Origin of the sequence: Litoribacterium kuwaitense (assembly GCF_011058155.1) — a bacterium.
In the GTDB taxonomy this organism is placed as follows: Bacteria; Bacillota; Bacilli; order Bacillales; family DSM-28697; genus Litoribacterium; species Litoribacterium kuwaitense.
Genome location: NZ_JAALFC010000006.1, coordinates 115,076 through 134,706 on the forward strand (window position 1 = coordinate 115,076; position 19,631 = coordinate 134,706).

Annotated in this window: 18 protein-coding genes, 2 pseudogenes and 1 other annotated feature; of the genes and pseudogenes, 13 read left to right on the forward strand and 7 right to left on the reverse strand. The window is 42.7% G+C overall.

The annotated features are described in order from the left end of the window. The first annotated feature begins 95 nt into the window (after positions 1-95). The 4 genes and pseudogenes from G4V62_RS06180 to G4V62_RS19770 form a co-directional block, all read left to right on the forward strand. Positions 96-884: a DUF2268 domain-containing putative Zn-dependent protease gene (locus tag G4V62_RS06180; protein WP_165200270.1), complete on the forward strand. Its 789-nt coding sequence runs from the start codon at positions 96-98 to the stop codon at positions 882-884. Between the two features lie 233 nt (positions 885-1,117). Continuing rightward, a complete protein-coding gene (locus G4V62_RS06185; protein ID WP_165200272.1) occupies positions 1,118-2,140 on the forward strand; it encodes an ABC transporter ATP-binding protein in 1,023 nt (340 codons plus the stop codon). Continuing rightward, positions 2,137-3,117 carry an ABC transporter ATP-binding protein gene (locus G4V62_RS06190; protein ID WP_165200273.1) on the forward strand — a complete coding sequence of 327 codons (981 nt, stop codon included), beginning with the start codon at positions 2,137-2,139 and terminating at the stop codon, positions 3,115-3,117. Before G4V62_RS06185 ends, G4V62_RS06190 begins: the two co-directional genes overlap by 4 nt. Before the next feature lie 326 nt (positions 3,118-3,443). Further along, a pseudogene (locus G4V62_RS19770) lies at positions 3,444-4,582 on the forward strand (ABC transporter substrate-binding protein); the annotation flags it as partial. Between the two features lie 117 nt (positions 4,583-4,699). Here G4V62_RS19770 and G4V62_RS20785 read toward each other — a convergent pair. Continuing rightward, positions 4,700-4,924 (reverse strand): hypothetical protein, encoded by a 225-nt coding sequence (locus G4V62_RS20785; protein ID WP_376768279.1) that lies wholly within the window; start codon positions 4,922-4,924, stop codon positions 4,700-4,702. Positions 4,925-4,927: 3 nt separating this feature from the next. Here G4V62_RS20785 and opp4B point away from each other — a divergent pair, with 3 nt between their 5' ends. The 3 genes from opp4B to G4V62_RS06215 all read left to right on the forward strand — a co-directional run bounded on the left by opp4B (position 4,928) and on the right by G4V62_RS06215 (position 7,695). Then, complete coding sequence (gene opp4B, locus G4V62_RS06205; protein ID WP_165200279.1) at positions 4,928-5,893, forward strand: oligopeptide ABC transporter permease; 966 nt, start codon at positions 4,928-4,930, stop codon at positions 5,891-5,893. Between the two features lie 13 nt (positions 5,894-5,906). After that, positions 5,907-6,830 (forward strand): oligopeptide ABC transporter permease, encoded by a 924-nt coding sequence (gene opp4C, locus G4V62_RS06210; protein WP_246218283.1) that lies wholly within the window; start codon positions 5,907-5,909, stop codon positions 6,828-6,830. A gap of 115 nt (positions 6,831-6,945) precedes the next feature. Next, on the forward strand, positions 6,946-7,695 hold the full coding sequence (locus G4V62_RS06215) for a DUF3603 family protein (RefSeq protein ID WP_165200281.1): 750 nt from the start codon (positions 6,946-6,948) through the stop codon (positions 7,693-7,695). Positions 7,696-7,975: 280 nt separating this feature from the next. Here the strand turns inward: G4V62_RS06215 and trpS are convergent, their stop codons facing one another. Beyond that, positions 7,976-8,962, reverse strand: coding sequence for a tryptophan--tRNA ligase (gene trpS, locus G4V62_RS06220; RefSeq protein ID WP_165200283.1), 987 nt, complete (start codon positions 8,960-8,962; stop codon positions 7,976-7,978). 59 nt (positions 8,963-9,021) lie between these two features. Beyond that, positions 9,022-9,266 (reverse strand) — a binding site (T-box leader). Positions 9,267-9,430: 164 nt separating this feature from the next. Here trpS and G4V62_RS06225 point away from each other — a divergent pair. The 3 genes from G4V62_RS06225 (at position 9,431) to spxA (ending at position 12,289) form a co-directional block, all read left to right on the forward strand. Beyond that, on the forward strand, positions 9,431-10,612 hold the full coding sequence (locus tag G4V62_RS06225) for a putative glycoside hydrolase (RefSeq protein WP_165200285.1): 1,182 nt from the start codon (positions 9,431-9,433) through the stop codon (positions 10,610-10,612). Between the two features lie 371 nt (positions 10,613-10,983). Continuing rightward, on the forward strand, positions 10,984-11,535 hold the full coding sequence (locus G4V62_RS06230) for a GNAT family N-acetyltransferase (RefSeq protein ID WP_165200287.1): 552 nt from the start codon (positions 10,984-10,986) through the stop codon (positions 11,533-11,535). 358 nt (positions 11,536-11,893) lie between these two features. Further along, positions 11,894-12,289 (forward strand): transcriptional regulator SpxA, encoded by a 396-nt coding sequence (spxA, locus tag G4V62_RS06235; protein WP_165200289.1) that lies wholly within the window; start codon positions 11,894-11,896, stop codon positions 12,287-12,289. 271 nt (positions 12,290-12,560) lie between these two features. Here spxA and G4V62_RS06240 read toward each other — a convergent pair whose 3' ends face one another. Continuing rightward, on the reverse strand, positions 12,561-13,226 hold the full coding sequence (locus G4V62_RS06240; RefSeq protein ID WP_165200291.1) for a TerC family protein: 666 nt from the start codon (positions 13,224-13,226) through the stop codon (positions 12,561-12,563). Between the two features lie 286 nt (positions 13,227-13,512). On the opposite strand from G4V62_RS06240, the gene mecA reads away from it, so the two are divergent. The 3 genes from mecA to pepF all read left to right on the forward strand — a co-directional run bounded on the left by mecA (position 13,513) and on the right by pepF (position 17,350). Next, positions 13,513-14,163, forward strand: a complete 651-nt coding sequence (gene mecA, locus G4V62_RS06245) for an adaptor protein MecA (RefSeq protein WP_165200293.1) — start codon at positions 13,513-13,515, stop codon at positions 14,161-14,163. Between the two features lie 128 nt (positions 14,164-14,291). After that, positions 14,292-15,494 carry a competence protein CoiA gene (locus G4V62_RS06250; RefSeq protein WP_165200295.1) on the forward strand — a complete coding sequence of 401 codons (1,203 nt, stop codon included), beginning with the start codon at positions 14,292-14,294 and terminating at the stop codon, positions 15,492-15,494. Positions 15,495-15,529: 35 nt separating this feature from the next. Further along, positions 15,530-17,350, forward strand: coding sequence for an oligoendopeptidase F (gene pepF, locus G4V62_RS06255; RefSeq protein WP_165200297.1), 1,821 nt, complete (start codon positions 15,530-15,532; stop codon positions 17,348-17,350). 337 nt (positions 17,351-17,687) lie between these two features. Here pepF and G4V62_RS06260 read toward each other — a convergent pair whose 3' ends face one another. The 4 genes and pseudogenes from G4V62_RS06260 to G4V62_RS21045 form a co-directional block, all read right to left on the reverse strand. Next, on the reverse strand, positions 17,688-18,566 hold the full coding sequence (locus tag G4V62_RS06260) for a ClpXP adapter SpxH family protein (protein WP_165200299.1): 879 nt from the start codon (positions 18,564-18,566) through the stop codon (positions 17,688-17,690). Positions 18,567-18,579: 13 nt separating this feature from the next. Then, on the reverse strand, positions 18,580-18,972 hold the full coding sequence (locus G4V62_RS06265; protein WP_165200301.1) for a globin domain-containing protein: 393 nt from the start codon (positions 18,970-18,972) through the stop codon (positions 18,580-18,582). Between the two features lie 83 nt (positions 18,973-19,055). Further along, the gene (locus G4V62_RS20790) at positions 19,056-19,451 is read right to left on the reverse strand and encodes a CYTH domain-containing protein (protein ID WP_376768280.1); all 396 of its coding nucleotides are present in this window, start codon (positions 19,449-19,451) and stop codon (positions 19,056-19,058) included. Next, a pseudogene (locus G4V62_RS21045) lies at positions 19,441-19,631 on the reverse strand (hypothetical protein); the annotation flags it as partial. The gene G4V62_RS20790 and the pseudogene G4V62_RS21045, both read right to left, overlap by 11 nt.

Here is a 19,631-nt window from a genome sequence, read left to right on the forward strand (position 1 = left end):
GCATACAAAAATCAGCGTAACAGTCCTAGTGTATAATGTACCAAAAATCTCTGCAACCATAAAATTCGTACGAAACGAAAGAAAGGAGTCTGTCTATGGCAATCTTATCGATGAGAGAGATACTCGAGAAGTCTATCACAGCCCGTTCATTTTCAGATTTTAAAGCGCTTCTTGATGTGAATGACAATACGCTTATGGAGCTCTATGCTGCAGGGCTCTTGCCATTAAACGAATTAACAGAAGGTCATCTGCAGACGTGGATTGCAAATCAGTATGAAAAAAGAGCGCACACAGAATGGATGGCATTGCATAAGGAATGGAAGGGGTCTGATGCATCGGTTATCGTCTTGCCAGCGCACCATGCTTTGAAACGATGGGCGAAACATACGGATGGTGCAACGGCCTATTGCCTTCCTGCGGATGCAAAAGTATTTCTTTTTCTCCCGATCAAAAATTCAGAGAAGGTGCCGATCAGGACTTTGCTCACTCATGAATATCATCACGTGTGTCGCTGGGAGCAATTACAACGAAAGGGAGCTTTATTTTCTCTATTGGAGCGGATGGTGCAAGAAGGGTTAGCGACGAAAGCTTCTGAAGAACGTGGGGAAGCGCGTTGGCGTGTTGATGAAATGTACCCTCCATTGTCAAAACGAGAAAAAAGTTTAGTTCAAAAGCAGATCGATTTAAAAATGGATGGGTTTTCCGAAAAGAGTACTGTCGTTATGTATGGAAATGGACGAAAGTGGCCTCGACTGCTCGGCTATCGTGCAGGCATTCAGATGGTCAGAGAGTATTACATTGACCATTCATGGAACATACGGAAAAGCTTCTCTATTTCAGCAGGGGATATTTTATCCCATTCATCCTTTAATGCACAAATGTAGTATAGTGAAATAATGAATGTCGCTTGCGGTTTTCGTCTTTTTAAAAAGGAGACTGGACGAATCATAAGAAATATAAAGTTGAATAAATTTTTATATCCTGTTTTTTCAAAATAATTCTTTTATTTTTAAGGGGAAATATGCTATGATGATATAGAATTTTTTAGAATATTTGGTGTGTTATTCAATTAGTGACTGATCATCTGTTAATCGTTTGATAAAGTGAGGTGCTACATATGGGGAAAAATAAGAAATCTACAGATGTTTTATTAGACGTCGAGCAGCTGCATACTGGGTTTTCTATTCGTGGAAAACACTATGATGCAGTTGCCGGCGTTTCTTTTCAAGTTGAGCCAAAGCAAGTCATCGGTGTCGTTGGTGAGTCGGGCTGCGGGAAGAGTGTCATGGCGTTGTCAATCATGAATCTTCTGCCAAAGGAAAATGGACGTATTCAACATGGAGATATCCGCTTTAATGGTGAATCCATCGTTTCGCTGTCAGAGTCACAAATGAACAAACTGCGTGGAAAAGACATTTCAATGATTTTTCAAGAACCAATGACATCGCTCAATCCTGTTTTTACGATCGGCTCTCAGCTCCAAGAAGTCATCTTAAATCATGAAAGCGCATCCAAAGAGGAGGCGAAAGAAAAAAGTATCGCGTTGTTGAAGGATGTCGGTATTCCACGACCAGAACAAATTGTTAACAGTTATCCTCATCAGCTATCAGGGGGGATGCGCCAGCGGGTAATGATTGCCATCGCGGTTGCATGTAACCCGAAGCTGCTCATTGCGGATGAACCGACGACCGCCTTAGATGTAACGGTTCAGGCACAAATTCTGGAATTGATGAAGAACATCCAAGAGGAAAATGAGATGGCTGTACTCATGATCACCCATGATCTCGGTGTCGTTGCTGAGATGTGTGACGAATGTATTGTCATGTATGCAGGGCAAATTGTTGAGTATACGAATGTGATCGAGCTATTTAGAAATCCAAAGCATCCTTACACTGAGCTATTAATGAAATCAATTCCGCGAATGGATGTTGAACAAGAGGAGCTGGCGACGATTAAAGGCGTCGTTCCTCCTATTGATCAAATGCCCGAAGTCGGATGCCGCTTTGCGAATCGTTGTCCAAAAGTCATGGAAGATTGCTTGACCGTAAATCCGCAGCTTGCTGAGAGTGATCCAGGCCACGATGTCCGTTGTCTGTTGTATGAGCAAAGCTGGCCAGTAAAGGAGAGGGTTGAAAGGTGAATGAGACGACAAAACAAAAGCCCTTGCTGGACGTTAGGCAGCTAAAAACATATTACCCAATTACTGGGGGGTTCTTCAGGCGTTCAATTGGTCATGTAAAAGCTGTCGATGGGATATCATTTACGATTCAACAAGGAGAAACGTTAGGCTTGGTCGGAGAATCAGGGTGTGGGAAGTCGACAGCAGGCCGAACGATATTACGCCTCCTCGACCCGACTGATGGAACAATTCTATTTAATGGAGAAGACATCACATCGATTCGTGGACAACAGCTTCGTAAGCAGCGTCAGCATTTTCAGATGGTTTTTCAAGACCCTTATGCGTCGTTGAATCCGATGATGAATGTAGGAGCGATTGTGTCTGAGCCATTGCATAATTACCCAAGGAACAACGAGAAAAACCGTAAAGAAGAAGTGATGGATTTATTAGAGAAGGTCGGTTTACCTAGAGAAGCTTATTATAAATATCCCCATGAGTTTTCAGGAGGACAGCGGCAACGGATTGGCATTGCCCGCGCGCTCATATTACGTCCAAAATTAATTATCGCAGATGAGCCTGTCTCTGCTTTGGATGTATCCGTGCAATCGCAAGTGTTGAATCTTTTGAAGAGTTTGCAAAAGGAGTTTGACCTCACTTTTTTATTTATTGCTCACGACTTAAGTGTCGTGAAGCATATGAGTGATTCCATCGGAGTGATGTATTTAGGAAAGCTTGTCGAGCACGCAAATAAGCATAGTTTGTACAGCGAACCGCTTCATCCGTATACGAAAGCGCTTGTTTCGGCGATCCCTGAGCCTGATCCAGAGCGGAAAAAAGAACGTATCATCTTGACAGGAGATGTCCCAAGCCCTGTTGATCCGCCAACTGGCTGCTCCTTTCATCCACGCTGCCCGTTTGCGATGGACAAATGCAGGGTAACAGAGCCTGCTTTAAAGGAGGTGAAGCCGGGGCATCGTGTCGCTTGTTATTTGTATTGATCAGTATTGTTGAATGAGGAAAATAAGTTTAAACAAGGGGAGTGATTCAATTGAAAAAAAGAGTTTTGTGGATTGCGATGCTGTTGGTACTGTCTCTCGTCGTTGTAGGGTGTAGTGGGGGTGAGCCGGCAAATGAGGAGCCGACGACTGAAGAAGAAGGCACTGAGACAGAAACGACCGAAGGAACAGATGATAAGGAGGCAACGACAAGCAGCGGTGAAAATGTTGTCAACTATGCGATTGATGCAAATTTCGCAGGAATTTTTGAGCCTGCATGGCAGTCCTCAACGATTGATTCAGATGCAACAGTTTTTTTCCAAGATTCGATGTTTACGTTTGACGAAAACATCCAGCTTCAGCCTAATTTAGCTTCTTGGACAACGGAGGATGAGCTGACGTATACGTTTACGATTAACGAAGGCGTTACGTGGCACAATGGCGATCCGTTAATCGCGGAAGATTGGGCTTATGCATTAGAAACGATTGCGCATCCAGATTATGACGGGGCACGTTACAGCATGGTCAGTCACGTGGTTGGTGCTGAAGAAAAACGAAGCGGAGAAGCAGATTCTATTTCAGGAATTGAAGTTGTTGATGAACGAACAATCAACATTACGTTTAAGGAAAAGCTCGTGAATAACCTCGTCAACCTGTGGGATACACCAATGCCTAGTCAATATTATGAAGGGATTGCGGTCGCCGATTTATCAAGTGACCCAAAGGTTCGTCAAGAGCCAGTTGGACTCGGACCTTTTAAAGTGACAGAAGTCCGGGAAGGAGAGTATATCCGTTACGAAAAATTTGATGATTATTGGCAAGGTACACCAAAGTGGATGGTGTAATTGTGCGTATCATTGACCCGTCACTGACACAAGGTTCTTTTGAAAGCGGAGAGCTTGACATTATGGGCATTCGTGCCACGGATCGCGAAGCGTTGTCTGAGCTCGACAATGTGACAACGACAGAAGTACAAGGCTTGAGCTATTCATATGTTGGTTTTAAGTTTGGGCAATTGGATGATGAATTAGGAAGAGCAGTCATGGACCGTCCTAAATTCCAAGATTTATCTTTACGACAAGCGATGTACCACGCGATTGACCGTGAAGGAATCTTACAAGCCTTCTTAGATAATGGCGGAAGTGTCTTAAATACTGTTATTCCTCCTACACATTGGATTGCTGCTGATCCATCTGAATTGACAGATTATGAATTTGATCCAGAAAAAGCGAAACAAATTTTAGATGATGCAGGCTATGTTGACGCGAATGGGGACGGCTTTAGAGAAACGCCTGAAGGTGAAGAGCTGCACATTAATTTCGACCATTACGACGGACCGGAAAATTTTGAAGGTCGTGCAATGTCGCTCATCCAATCGTGGCAAGATATCGGCTTAAACGTTGAGTTAAACGGCAGTCTAAAAGAAGTCAATTTATATTATGACCTTGTCAAAAATGACGACGAGCAAATCGAAGTATTCTTTGGCGGCTGGCAGGTAGGAGCAGACCCTGATCCATCAGGCATTTGGGGCTCAAGTGTCGAGTTTAACTATCCGCGTTGGTATAGTGAGCGCTCCGATGAGCTTTTAGCAGAAGCATTGGTCACGTTTGATGAAGAGGAGCGTAAAGCAGTGTATGTGGAGTGGCAAAAGTTGATCAACGAAGAGCTTCCAGTCCTTCCTCTCTGGACAAATAATGATTACTTTGCTCAAAGTGACCGCTTGAAAAATGTGACGTATGACTGGCGCGGCATGAGTAAAGATATGCATCTTTGGACGATTGAGTAAGATGAGGAAAGGAAGGGGCGACAAAACGTGATTATTTACATTTTACGACGGATTGCCATCATTGTCCCAATGCTCTTCCTTTTATCTGTAGTGGTATTCAGCCTGGCAAAAATGATGCCAGGCGATGCCTTTGCAGGTGAAATTGATCCGACAATGACCGATGCTGCTTATATTGAAGAAATGCGTGAAAAGCTAGGGTATAATGATCCAATATATATACAATATGGACGCTGGCTCGGTGACATCCTTCAAGGTGACTTCGGACAATCGTTTGTTCATAAACGACCGGTGTTGGAGCTCATCATGTCACGGATTCCAAATACGATATTTTTGGCTGTGAGTGCGTTGCTCATTACATGGACGTTTGCGCTTGTTATGGGTATGGTGTCAGGGAGAAGTCCCTATACACTTTCAGATAAGGCGATTAGTGTGTTTAATTATTTTGGGCTGGCCATTCCTTCATATATTCTAGCCCTATTCGCGATCTATTTTTTATCATTTAACCTTGGTTGGTTCCCTTCAACTGGTTCTGTTGATGTCAATGCCGAGCCTGGAACGTGGGCATTTTTTCAAAGTCGTGTCTATCACGTCATTTTGCCGGCCCTTTGCTTAGGCGCTTTTTCAACCGCAAATTATACACAATTTTTACGTAATGACATTATCGAAAACAGTCGTAAAGATTATGTGCGCACGGCACGGGCGAAAGGGACGAGAGAATCACGTATTTACAATAAGCATATTTTTCGCAACTCATTGATCCCGCTCGTCACACTCTTTGGTTTCGAAATCGGTGGATTAATTGGTGGCGCGATTATTACCGAGTCGATTTTTACTTACCCAGGTATTGGGCAGCTTTTTCTTGAGTCGATCAACCGTAGAGATTACACCGTCGTCATGGCATTAACGATGATTTTATCGCTATTTACGCTTATTGGCAGCTTAGTCGCTGATCTGTTATACGGTGCGATTGATCCGCGCATCCGTTTAGAATAGGGAGGGTAAAGGCTTGAATCAGCAAACGACAATCGTCAACCCAAATCCTAAGAAGTACGATATAGACCAAAAAGGGCTATCTCCTTGGGCAGTTGCGCGAGGAAAGTTTATTCGGAATATTCCAGCGATGACTGGACTTATATTTTTAATTGTACTCACGCTTCTTTGTGTGATTTGGCCGATGTTTTCCGCACAGGATTTAGAACGAATTAACTATACGCAAATGGACCAGCCTCCTTCATTAGCGCATTGGCTCGGAACAGATGCGAATGGACGTGACGTCTTTGCCAGTACGCTTAAAGCAGGGCAAACGTCGCTGTTGATCGGGTACATGTGTATGTTTTTTATCGTGCTTATTGGGACATGTATCGGCTCAATCTCTGGATTTTTCGGCGGGAGAGTGGATGCTATTCTCATGCGTTTTACCGATTTCGTAATGATTTTTCCCTTTCTCGTCTTTGTCATAGTTTTAAACTCGATATTAGTCGGAATGGGTTTTAATTCGGGACCGTGGGTATTGATCATCGTATTATCTGTCCTCTCTTGGGGAGGCGTTGCCAGGCTCGTGCGGGGGAAGGTGCTGGCTGAGAAGGAAAATGAATATGTCGCTTCGGCTGTCTCTATTGGGTCTCGCCCTGCGACCATTATTCGCAAGCACCTGCTGCCAAACGTTGCTTCAGTCATTATCGTCCAAGCGACACTGCTGCTAGCGACAACAATCGTTGCCGAATCAGGCTTAAGCTTTATCGGCTTCGGTGTGCCGTCTGATGTACCGACATGGGGCAATATGATGTCTGCAGCCAGAGAATCAGAAGTGCTTCGGGAAAAGTGGTGGGTTTGGGTGCCGCCAGCGTTTTGTGTCGTAGCGACGCTCATTTCGATTAATTTTGTCGGTGAAGGTCTAAAGGATGCGCTAAATCCAAAATCAACAAGGTAAACATTGTGGAGGGTGTAGACATGGATTAGAAGATTTCAACATCCATTTAAGAATAAATCGTCCAAAATCTGCCTATACTGTTGGCTACAAAGTTAACGTAAAGGTGGGGACGAACATGTTATATTTACACGATGTATGGGTCAATTGGTTTGAGGGAGAAGAAAATGGCTACAATGTGTGTGCGTTCCATGAGTGGAGAAAGGACGATACGATTGAGGTGCTTGATCAAATTCCCGTTTTAAAGGTTTCACCAGCCCTGTATCAAAGAATTGAAAACGACCTGCTCCCTTTGCCAAAGCAATTGCTCTCAAAAGTATATAATAAAAGCTATATGCGTAAAAATCACGAAAGAATCTCGTTAGAATATTGCTTTATCGTAACTGATGGCGATGGAATTTTGGCTGTCAACACCATTGGATACGACATTCCTGTTCGTAAAAGTCGCATTATTCCGCGCCAGGAGCAGCTCGTCTATGATATGGTCGCTCAGAAAGATCCGACTTTTCATGAGCTTCCAGATCAAGAACATCAGAACAAAGACTATCATCTTTATTCTCCATCACCAGAGGATATGTCTGGGTTAACACGGAAGGAAAGACAGTTGAAAAAAGTGTTGTATATGGCGATGGATCATTTAAAGCAAAATGCCAATGAAGCTGAAATGCGTTATTGGTGTACAGAATGGGACCCGACAGCCTATGAAATTATTCAAACCCTTTCGTTCCATCAAGCTTGGAATTGGATGTATGAAGGGGTTCGTAAAGGCTGGAGTCATCAACACGCTCAAGTCACAGCGTCTTTAATCCGGGGACAGACGTATTTAGAAAAACTGTGGGATTTAGAAGAGACGAGTAAAGTGAGATAACAGTCTACATAGGACTATAAAAACACCGCTCTTTCATGTCATGTGAAGAGCGGTTTTCAATTCTGTTGACAAACGCTTTTATCCGTTCCGTTGTTGCTTGACTCACTCGTCCTTGCTCGAACTAAAAGTTTTAATCGCGTCTCCGTTCGCCTTCTCGTCCAAGCTGACAAATATTTTAAAGACAGGGTCAACCATGGGAGGGAGGACTGCTAAATAAACTTTAACAAAAAAGTGTAGACAACATCATTTTTGCTTTTGTCTACACTTCGTGGGCTTTCATCTATGAACGAAGCAATCCAAACGCTCTTTCCGCTTTTTTGAGCATTTTGTTTGCGCGTGCATTCGCTTTTTCCGCACCTCGGTCAAGAACAACGTCTAATTCATTGCTTTCAACAAGTTCGTTATGTTTGTCGCGAATTGGACCGAATTTTGCAACGACGGCTTCTGCGACGTCTTTTTTAAACTCCCCGTACCCTTTACCGCGATACTTTTCCTCAATATCTGTATAAGACTCCTTCGTGCAAGAGCTTAAAATTGTCATAAGGTTTGCAACCCCTGGTTTTTCCTCTTTGTTGTACACGACAGAGCCTTCGGAATCTGTGACGGCACTCATAATTTTTTTGCGCATTTGTGCATCAGAGTCAAGCATTGAGATGTAAGCTTTAGGGTTGCTATCTGACTTACTCATTTTTTTCAATGGGTCTTGTAAGCTCATAATTCGAGCGCCTTCTTTAGCAATTTGCACTTCTGGGATGGTGAAAATGTCGTTATAACGACGATTAAAGCGCTCAGCTAACGTTTTCGTAATTTCAAGATGCTGTTTTTGGTCCTCTCCGACAGGGACGATGTCTGTATCATATAATAAAATATCTGCCGCCATTAAAGGGGGATAGGTTAGTAAACCAGCTGAGACTGATGTTGCGGTGGCTGATTTATCTTTAAATTGCGTCATACGCTCCAATTCACCGATGGTACTTAAACATTGGAGAATCCACCCTAATTGAGCATGGGCAGGGACCTCCGATTGAATAAATACCGTGGACTGCTCGGGGTCAATGCCTACGGCGAGGTACAGTGCTGCCATAGAACGCGTTTGTTTTTTTAACTCTTCTTTTTTTTGGGGTACAGTAATGGCATGCTGGTTTACAACGCAGTAAAAGCATTCTTGATCATCTGTTTGTAAATCAGCAAAATACTGAAGCGCTCCAATATAGTTTCCAATCGTAGGAATACCACTTGGTTGGACACCTGAAAAGACGGTTTTCATTAAAATCCCTCCATGCTAATATCATTTTTTACATAAAAAAAAGCCCTCGTATCCCTGTTTGCAGGGACGATTGGACCGTGGTGCCACCCTTATTTTAGCTCGCTAAAAAAGCTATTCTCTATCAGTGTCGTAAAAACACCTGCTGGGATAACGGTCAGCTGCCGTTAGAGCCTACTAATTCCTAAAAATGTTCGGTCTAAATGCTCGGAAGGCCATTCCGCTCTTTCGTGTCACCTGTTTGCAGCAACCACAGGCTCTCTAAAGACACCGAACAGAGCGTACTCTTCTTCGTCCACGCAATGAGTTTTACAAGACATCTTGTTGAGAAAGTATATAATATTCATCGAAAAAAAGCAATGTGTACGATATAATAGATTTGTGCTGAAAAAAGGAGAATTGTGTCGCTTCATTTTGTAAGTATGAATAAGTTATGAAGCATAAGCAGGATTTGAAAAAGGGAGTTTTATTATGAAAAAATGGTTTATCACTTGCCTAATGGTATTATTTTGCGTTTTTCCGAACGGCATTCAGGCTCAGTCTGAGTCAGAAGCGCACCAAATGCGTGAATTGGCAATGGCGCCATTGACAATTCCCGAACGCATGGCTCGTTTTACATACGATTCCGGCTATCATTTTACTTATCCAGACGCTGTACGAGGGGTTTACGTTACGGGGTACTCAGCGGGTGGCGCAAAGTTCGATTCATTAACGAAACTGCTTGATGACACGGACTTAAACTCGATGGTGATCGATATAAAAGACGACAGTGGTTATATTACATTTGAGCTTCCTGAAGATCATCCTGATGCGAAATACAGCCGCAACTTTATTAGTGACCCTGAAGCAATGATGAAAACACTTGAAGAAAAGGAGATTTATCCGATCGCCCGGATTGTTGTGTTTAAAGACACCGTTTGGGCAGAAGATAAGCCCGAAGTGAGCTTTACCCAAAACGGACAAGTGTGGACGAATGGCTCCGGTGATGCTTTCGTGAATCCGTTTATGAAGGAAGTATGGGAACGAAATGTAGCCATTGCTGAAGAAGCAGCAAAAATGGGCTTCCAAGAAATTCAATTTGATTACGTTCGCTTCCCAGAAGGTTTTGAAACACGTGATGAGGAATTGACGTATTCCTTAGGAGATTATCAAGATGGCGATGCTGACAATGTCCAAAAGCGCGTCAATGCAGTGACAGATTTTGTCGCGTATGCAAGAGAAGAACTTTCTTATTATGATGTTGACGTTTCTGTAGATATTTTTGGCTATGCCGCGACACTGCCAGAAGCTCCTGGCATTGGGCAAAACTTCAGTAAGATCTCTGAGAATGTCGATGTCATTTCATCAATGATTTATCCTAGCCATTGGACGAGTTATTTCGGGATCGCTAAACCAGACTTAGAGCCATATAACCTTGTCGATGCTTACGCCAAGGTAGAGAATAAGAAACTTGCTGAATTGAATGATCCACCGGTCTCACGCCCATGGATACAAGACTTTACCGCGAGCTGGCTTGGAAGTGGTAACTACTTGCAATACGGCAAACAAGAAGTGGAAGCGCAGATTAAAGCGTTGCAAGACAATGGGATTAACGAATATTTACTTTGGAATGCATCCAATAGGTACACAGAAAATGTAGACTTCACACCTTAAATCTCACTGAATTTGTATAATCAGAGTGAAGGCAAAGTATAGCTGACTTTGTCTTCATTCTTTTTTGAATTGAATTCTCAAGCTCATAAATGGTTGGGGAGACAAAGAGGGATGAAATCAAACCTTAGGCTCCGTACTAAGCTTTAAAAAATCATCAGGTCGAATTCGTTCAAATGATTTCCTGGCAGGGAAAAGGACATAAAGGGAATAAGGTGGACGTATATCGCGTAATTGCCCGGGAAATAGGTCTAATTTTAATGATCATTAGATAAGGCAATTATCGCAAATAAATGCATATTAGGGAATGTTTGTCGAAGCCTTCGGGAATGTTAAAATGTATACCGATAAATCGCACAGGAAAGGACATTTTAATGAATTGGTATGAAAAGCTGAATGATTATTTCCCAGTTGAAGAGATGAAGTCACGTAAACATATGGAAATTTTACTGCGTGAAAAAAGTAATATGTATTATAAGGATGAAGGACCGAACCACGTGATGATGTATGTCGAAACCCCTGATTTTTGCTTTATCGATTATTTATTTGTTTCCAAGGATGCTCGTGGGCAAGGATTAGGCCATCAGTTGATAGCAAAGCTAAAAAAGAAAGATAAACCAATCATTTTAGAAGTAGAGCCTATTGATTACGAAGATACAGATACAGAAAAGCGCATGCGTTTTTACCAACGAGAAGGCTTTCATCATGCCAAATCAATTGGTTATAAGCGTAGGTCATTAGCAACAGACGAAGTGAATACATTGGAAATTCTCTACTGGTCACCTAGCGACGCTTCTGAGGAATCGATTTACGAGCAGATGAAACATACGTATGAAGCAATTCATACTTATAAAGATATAGAAGTCTATGGGCAATCGTATGAGCCAGTCCACGAAGTGTTTACGTATAAAGGTAAGGAAAAATAATGATGATGATCGCCCCGTTAAAAGACAGGGGCGATTCTCATGTGTGGAGATAAATTCTCAATTAACTGATCAAGATCGTTTTTTTAAAAATTTATCTTACGAGCAGGAGTCTGTTGTAAAAACATTGAATTATACAGTATAAGCTTTCATGGTTTAAGAATATACCGATAAGGGAATCACAATTTTAGAGAATGTAATGAATCAAAAAAAGAGTACAAAAAACGTGACATTTTTATGAAACGCCTGTTCTTTTGATCAATTTTGATGTATACTGTAATTATTGATTTAAAGTCATTGTAAAATAGAAATGGTTTCAAAAGCCTTTGTTTTATTTTACTAAAGGGAGTTGACAAGACCTATGGTTAATTTATATACATCACCTAGCTGTACATCTTGTAGAAAAGCACGTGCATGGCTTGAAGAGCATGAAATTCCATTCGAAGAGAGAAATATTTTTTCAGAGCCTTTGAGTGTGGATGAAATAAAACAAATATTGAGAATGACCGAAGATGGTACCGATGAGATTATTTCAACGCGTTCTAAAGTTTTTCAAAAGCTAAATGTTCAAGTTGAAAGCTTGTCACTTCAAGAGCTCTTTGAACTGATGAGTGAGCATCCTGGACTCTTGCGTCGTCCAATCATCATGGATGAAAAACGTCTTCAAGTCGGTTATAATGAAGACGAAATTCGTCGCTTCTTGCCACGTAAGGTTCGGACTTTCCAATTACAAGAAGCTCAACGCTTAGTGAACTAACGTACTTTTTTTATAAAAAAAAAGATCTTCAGCTGCAGAGTCAATGGAAGAATTAGAGTGTAGACAAAGCCGTTCTAGCTAGGCTTTTGTCCGCACTCTTTTTTCGAATAAGCCTAGTCACCGGCTCCAAAATCCTTGTCAATTCAGCCGATAAGCTAGGAGCAGGCTTGAATAGAACCTGTGATAATAATGACGATAAGAGAACGAGCAGGGGAACTGGTGAAGGACAAAGCTTCAAGTGTGGCAGGAAAGAGAGGCTTTGTCCTCATTCTTACTTTACTTCTTTAGTTGAGACGGTGCTATGCCACGAAATCAGCGCAGCAAGTAAAGAGAAACCGAGCGGAACGAGCCAAAATAAGCTGTGCTTCGGCGTAATCAGTTGAGAAATCCATTCATCGTGAATGATCATATGTCCAGCTGTGTACCCTAATAAGGCAGCTCCTAATGGGATCAGCCAGAAGTAACGATCGAGTGCGAGAAGGATGATTCGACTGCCAAGCACCATGATGGGGATGGAGAGCAGTAAGCCAAAAATGACTTGCCAGTAAGCAGTCGCTACCCCTGCCACAGCAATTGTATTATCTAAACCCATTGTCAAGTCAGCCAAGACAATGGTTCGGATGGCGCCGCTTAGCGTACTTCTTGAGGCGATGTTTGTGTCTGAGGTGTTGTTTGCTAAAGATAAAGCAACCCAAAACAAGAACATTCCGCCAACGACATGCAGTAAAGGAATATGGAGCAAAAAGACCGCTCCTACGGTTAGTAATATGCGACAAACAACAGCGAGGGCTGTCCCAAAAATGATCGCTTTTTTCTGTTGGTGTTCTGGTAACCTTCGGCATGCGAGCGCGATAACGACAGCGTTATCGCCACCTAACAATAGATCGATGCCAACAATCAGCAATAATGGCATAATCATATCGATATCAATAAACAATGATTGGCTCAGCTCCTTCGGCATTGTCTCAAAATACAAAATCGTTCAGGTAGAAAAAACAGTTGGAAGGTTGTCCTATGGTCGGTCACTGTCATTCTTTAAGCATCATATGTTTTTTGTTTTCATTCTTATGCGTTTTGTCATACAATGAGAAGAAGAAGTTCTTTAGAATCTTAGAGATGCTTCTAGCGGATGTGTTGCGGATCGGACAAACCTTAGTGAAAGCTCGGTCCGTCGGTAGCCCTTCGAACACCCGCGGTAGATGTTAAGGAAGGGAGAGATGATGATGGATATTGAACGCATTAACGAGAATACCGTGAAATTCTTTATTTCTTATGGCGATATTGAAGATCGAGGTTTTGATCGTGAAGAAATTTGGTACAGCCGTGAGCGGAGCGAAGAGCTATTCTGGGATATGATGGATGAAGTCCATCATAGAGAGAAATTCTCAGTTGAAGGTCCGCTATGGATCCAAGTACAGGCGATGGAATCAGGACTGGAAGTCATCGTCACGAAAGCGCAGTTTTCCAAAGACGGCGAGAAGCTTGAGCTTCCGGTGTCAGATGATAATCATATTGATGTAGATGATGACGAGACAATGGAATCGTTGTTAAAGAAAAAGCAGGAACAAGACGATGAAGATGAAGTACTGGAGTTTGTGATCCGCTTCCGCGATTTTGAAGATTTGATACAACTAGCTCATCGGTTTACAATTGAATCACTTCATAATGAATTGTATTCATTTGAGGATCAATATTATCTGTACGTATCTTTTGATGAGGAAAGTGAAGAGGATAGACAAGAAGATACGTTAAGTTTATTGCTTGAATACGGTATGGATTCAAGGCTTTCAGTACATCGTTTAAAAGAATATGGGAAAGTGATTTTTGCAGAAGAAGCGCTCTCCCAAGTTCAAAACCTATTTAAGTTATATTAGTCAATAAAGCGGACAGTAACGTCGATTGAGATGTGCTGTTCGCTTTTTGTTTGCAAAGGAGGAGTTAAGGAGCAGAAAAGAGAAAGTGTACGTGTCAGACTATTGTTTATGAGGGAAGGTGGTTTATGATGTTAACCGCCCTAGATCAATTTGGGCGGCGTGTGCAGTTGATTCATGCTACGAAATCATCCCCGCCATATTATTGTCCCCTTTGCAAGCAGCCCGTCATCGCAAAGCGTGGCTCGTATAAGGTATGGCACTTTGCGCACGAGCGGCACACTGCGTGTGAGGGTCATCTTGAAACAGCTCATCATCGTGCGGGAAAACAGCGATTATACGATTGGCTGCTCCAGCAAAAGCTTCCTGTGGAATTAGAGTGGTATCTTCCGGAAATTAAACAACGTCCCGATCTGTATTTCAAACGAAATGCCAAAGCCTATGCCATCGAGTATCAATGCTCAGCCACGTCGCAAGCAGTGATTCAATCCCGAACAGCCAACTACTTAAAAGCAGGGATTGAACCGATTTGGATCTTAGGCGAACCTCGCATTCAGTCTCCTTCAGCATCAATTCAGCATATGACGAGCTTTGATTGGTTATTTGTGCTACATGACCATGTCTTAGAGCCCGTCCTGCTCACTTTTTCTCCCGTAAAACAAAGCTTTACCTTTTTCCAGCAGCTCATTCCCCTTTCTCACCGAAAAACTCTTGTGCAAGCAATGTCAATGCCGTTAGAACAAGCCCGCGCCTATCATTTAAGTAAGCCACCTCGTCCGAACGAAGCGTTCTCTGTAAGCGACATTTGGCTTCAATATAAGACGAAGTGGCGCCTGACGTTTAGTCAATTTGCCGTAAATCGTCATTCACTAGCTCGACGGTGGTATACGGCTTATGGCAAGCCAGTGTCCCTACTGCCCTCGTTTATTGGCTTACCATGTCGCGGGATGAATCTCGTTAAAGGTCCGGCTTGGGAGTGGCAAGCCGAATGGATGTTAGCGTTCGTGAAGCCGCGAGCAGGGCGCTCGTTTACTTTAAAAGATGTTGCGCAGTGGTTGTCTTCCAGGCAAAATCGTTTCATGACCAGTCGTAAAAGCGCATTCCCAACAGACGAAAGCCGTTTACTCATCACAGCAGTTCAATCTTATTTGGACGTCCTCTGTTTCTTACGCATTTGTCACAAAGACAAGACAACGTACCAAATCCAGTGGGACGGCGCCCACGACAACGAGATGGAAAAAGTGTTAGCGTTAGATAAAGTGTTCTTATGTAAAGCGATCGAACACTACAAGGCAGAGTGTGCAGGAATTTCCAGACTTCATCCCGAAACATAAGGCATATGAGTTTTTGAAAGAGGAGGAAGCAATACATGACGAATCAACAAAAAAGCGTACCTTTAAGAGAAGAGTTGCCAGTGGAAGCCACATGGCGTTTAGAGGACATCTTTTCTTCCGACAATGAATGGGAGAAGGCATTCCAACAGTTAAAAGAAAACTATCCTGAGATGAAAGCTTATCAAGGAAAGCTTGGTGAAAGTCCTGAACAGCTTTATCAAGCCTTGCAGCTCCAAGACAGGCTATCTGAACAGCTAGGAAAGCTTTATGCGTATGCCCGCATGCGTAATGATCAAGACAAAGCAAATAGCACATACCAAGCGATGAATGACCGAAATGTGTCTCTCCTCACGCAGGTTAGCAGTACGTTTTCTTTTATCGTTCCCGAGCTATTGCAAATTCCCGAAGCGAAGTTGAGTGAGATGATTCAAGCATATGAGCCACTACAGGTGTATGCTCAAGCCATTGACGACATTAACCGGAGCCGTCCGCATGTTTTATCTGCGAGCGAAGAAGCACTGCTTGCCCAGGCGTCTGAGGCATTGAATGCTTCTAGCAATACGTTTAGTATGCTGACAAACGCAGATATCACTTTCCCAGATATTACGGATGAAAACGGAGAATCGATCACGATTAGTGAAGGGCGATATTTAAGGTTTATGCAAAGCAGTGATCGTCGAGTGCGGGAGGATGCTTTCAAAGCCTTATTTGGTACGTATGGCGCGTTCAAAAATACGATCGCCAGCACTTTAGGAGGTAATCTTAAAAAGGACAATTACTTAGCTACAGTGCACAATTACTCGAGTGCTCGCGAAGCTGCGCTCCACGAAAATCATATTCCTGAAACCGTGTACGATCAATTAGTAGAAACGGTAAGCGATCATCTCCATTTGCTGCACCGTTATATTGAGCTGCGAAAAAAGCTGCTGCAAGTTGATGAATTGCATATGTATGACTTGTACGTTCCACTCATTCAAGATGTGGATATGACGATTAACTACGAGCAAGCAAAGGACATGGTTCTAAAAGGACTGCAGCCTTTAGGGGAATCGTACCAGCGTATCGTTCAAGAAGCTTACGATCATCGCTGGATTGATGTTTATGAAAATAAAGGAAAAAGAAGCGGGGCGTATTCATCGGGGGCATACGGCACGAATCCGTACATCCTTTTGAATTGGCAGGATAATGTCAATGATATGTTCACACTTGCTCATGAGCTAGGGCATTCCGTGCATAGCTACTTGACGAGACAGCACCAGCCTTATCGCTACGGAAATTACAGTATTTTCGTTGCTGAGGTCGCATCAACGTGCAATGAAGCATTGTTAAATGATTATCTTTTAAAAACAACTGAAGACAAAAAGCAACGGTTGTATTTACTTAATCACTTCCTTGAAGGATTTCGTGGTACTGTGTTTAGACAGACGATGTTTGCCGAGTTTGATCATCTCATCCATGAAACTCTACGAAATGGTGAAGCATTGACCGCTGAGCGTTTAACTGCAGATTATTATGCTTTAAACGAAAAGTATTTTGGAAATGGGCTGACAATTGATGAAGAGATTGGGGTAGAATGGGCAAGAATTCCTCATTTTTATATGGGGTACTACGTCTATCAATATGCGACTGGTTATAGTGCAGCAACAGCTCTTGCCAAGCAGATTTTAGAGGAAGGTGAGCAGGCAGTTGAGCGTTACTTCACCTTTTTGAAAGCTGGCAGCAGTGCTTATCCAATCGATGTGTTAAAAAAGGCTGGCGTCGATATGACAACCGCAACGCCTGTGCAGGAAGCCCTAAGTGTATTTGAAGCACGCTTAAATGAATTCGAAGCTTTAGTAGAGGAAATACTGACTTAATATTTGTTCATGAAAAAAGCCGGGCCATAGAGGTCCGGTTTTTTTGTCTTTCGCAATGTTTGTTTTCGCTCAAAAGGAGAGTTAGAGAACGGCCTTAAGTCATCGTTTTAATCATTTAAATCGCCATTTAAATGATTGAAATGTTGATACGAGTAGAAAAATTGTCACAAAAAGGGCGATCGATCCTAAAAATAAAGGGATGATCCCGAGCAATGCACATAGAAGAAGAACATACGAAAAGATCAGCAGTACAAATTCAAAGAAGACAAGCCACTTCATTGAACAAGCCACACCCTTTTTGGCTAGTGTATGAGCTGCAAAGCAAGGGTATGACTTTTTAGGCTTCGTTCATGTTTTTAAATCGCCAAAAACTGCCGTGTTTTACAGGGACGTGCTCAACAAGCCCTTGAAGTTTAAGCTTTTTCATCCATGTGGTTGCTTCGTCTTCAGAAAGGTTATATACTGCCGCGACCTCTGCTGTTGCTACGAGCGGAAACATTTGTAGAAATGAAGTGATGTCGGGTAAGTCTGCTTTGACAGGCTTATAATCGAGCATTTCTTCTAAAATATCTTCATATACTTCGTACGGGTAAACACCAGATATTTTAATACCTTCTTCTTCCATATGCTGACTAAAGAAGACCATGGAAGGTGTTTCGTCAATATCCATTTCCTCAGTAATCTTTAAATCACAAGTAAAGGCGCGAACTGCTGACGTACTTGTGAGATCATTCGTAAAGAGTTCGACATCGAGTGATACCTTCTCGGCAATGTCAATAAGCACACGCTTTTTTGAAACATTTTGCTTCTCTAAAAATAGGACTTCCTGAAGCTTGCGCAGGAAACGAGTACCTGCACTTTTGCCTTGCAGCTCGGCAGCTTTAATTGCGAGTGGAACATGATAAGGCTCAAGAATCGGGTCTTCCAGCCATAAATCACCATCGCAGCTCATTCCAGAGCTTGTACCTGCCTTATCCCATGCTTTAGCAAGGTCCGGGTATTTTTTTTTCGTGCATTCGACCAGTCTTGGAAATTGCCCGCCAATTACATGACGAATTGAAAAATATTCACCGTATTGTACGAGCAGCTTTTTTATGACAGGCTCATGTCCCCAGCAACATGTGCTTAACGGATCAATGAACACGAAAATTTCCAATGGTTTTGACTGCCCTGCCCGCGATTCATAACAGAGATCCTTGGAAATGTTCATATCCATTTACCTCCCCTCCTTAACTTCCATCTTGAGGTGTATTAATCATGTGGTGTGCTGTGAGCGTCAGTCGCTCAAACAGATGCTGTTTTTCCGCTATATCACCAGGTGTTTCTTCTAAAGCTTGCCTCATGCATTGTAGCCAAGCTTCGGCACGATGCGGTGTAATAGGAAATGGCAGATGTCTAGCGCGAAGGCGAGGGTGACCATGCTCATCAGTATACAAGGAAGGCCCACCTAAAAATTGCGTAAGGAACTGAGCCTGTTTACGCTTTGTTTCAGTAAAATCCTCAGGAAACAACGGAGCCAGGTCAGGATGGTTTCCGACAAGTTGATAGAATTTTTCAACAAGCTCCTTCAGGAACTGATGACCACCCAGCTTTTCAAAGGCTGTTTGTTCAAATGGACTCATAACTGTTTCCTCCATTAAATAAAGCAATGTTCTCTTATTGTAGCAACGACTGAAGTGGAAGCGCAAATGTTGTGATTGTAGACCTATTGATACCCCTGAGCGAGACAAAAACGCTCAATTTTATTGGCTGCTGGTCTCCGGGGAATTTGGTGCGAGTGAAGCAAGGCTTTGAAATCCTTTTCTCCTCGTTGGACGGTTTTCGTCTCAAATTCTAACTCCCAATCTTCTGTTTGTGCATAAATGCTATGATCAAAAACGAGTAGCCCACTCGACAGCTTGACTTCTGCTCGGTGCGTCGTGATCGAGCCGAGCCAGCAAAGCTGGTCGATTGAATAGTCGCGTGAACGTAAATGCTCGACGAGATCCTTAATCGCTGCAACGTTGCCTGTTGCAATAAGATCTTGGGCTGATTGGGAATTGAGCGGAATATGTGTCTCAAGCCGCCCTTCATTTGATGGGTGGGGCTCCTTAAAAGTCAGCGTGTAAGTGCCATTTTTTCTCTGATTCGAAGCGCGCTATCGTTTGCTTTAAAGAGCCAGTCGGACGTATCAAAATAATCATTTTTTGTGTGATAAAGTCATCGTCCTGAACATGATAGTATTTGAGAAGAGCTTTAAATTCATTTTCGTCTAAAAGATTTTTCCACTCAATTTCCTGTT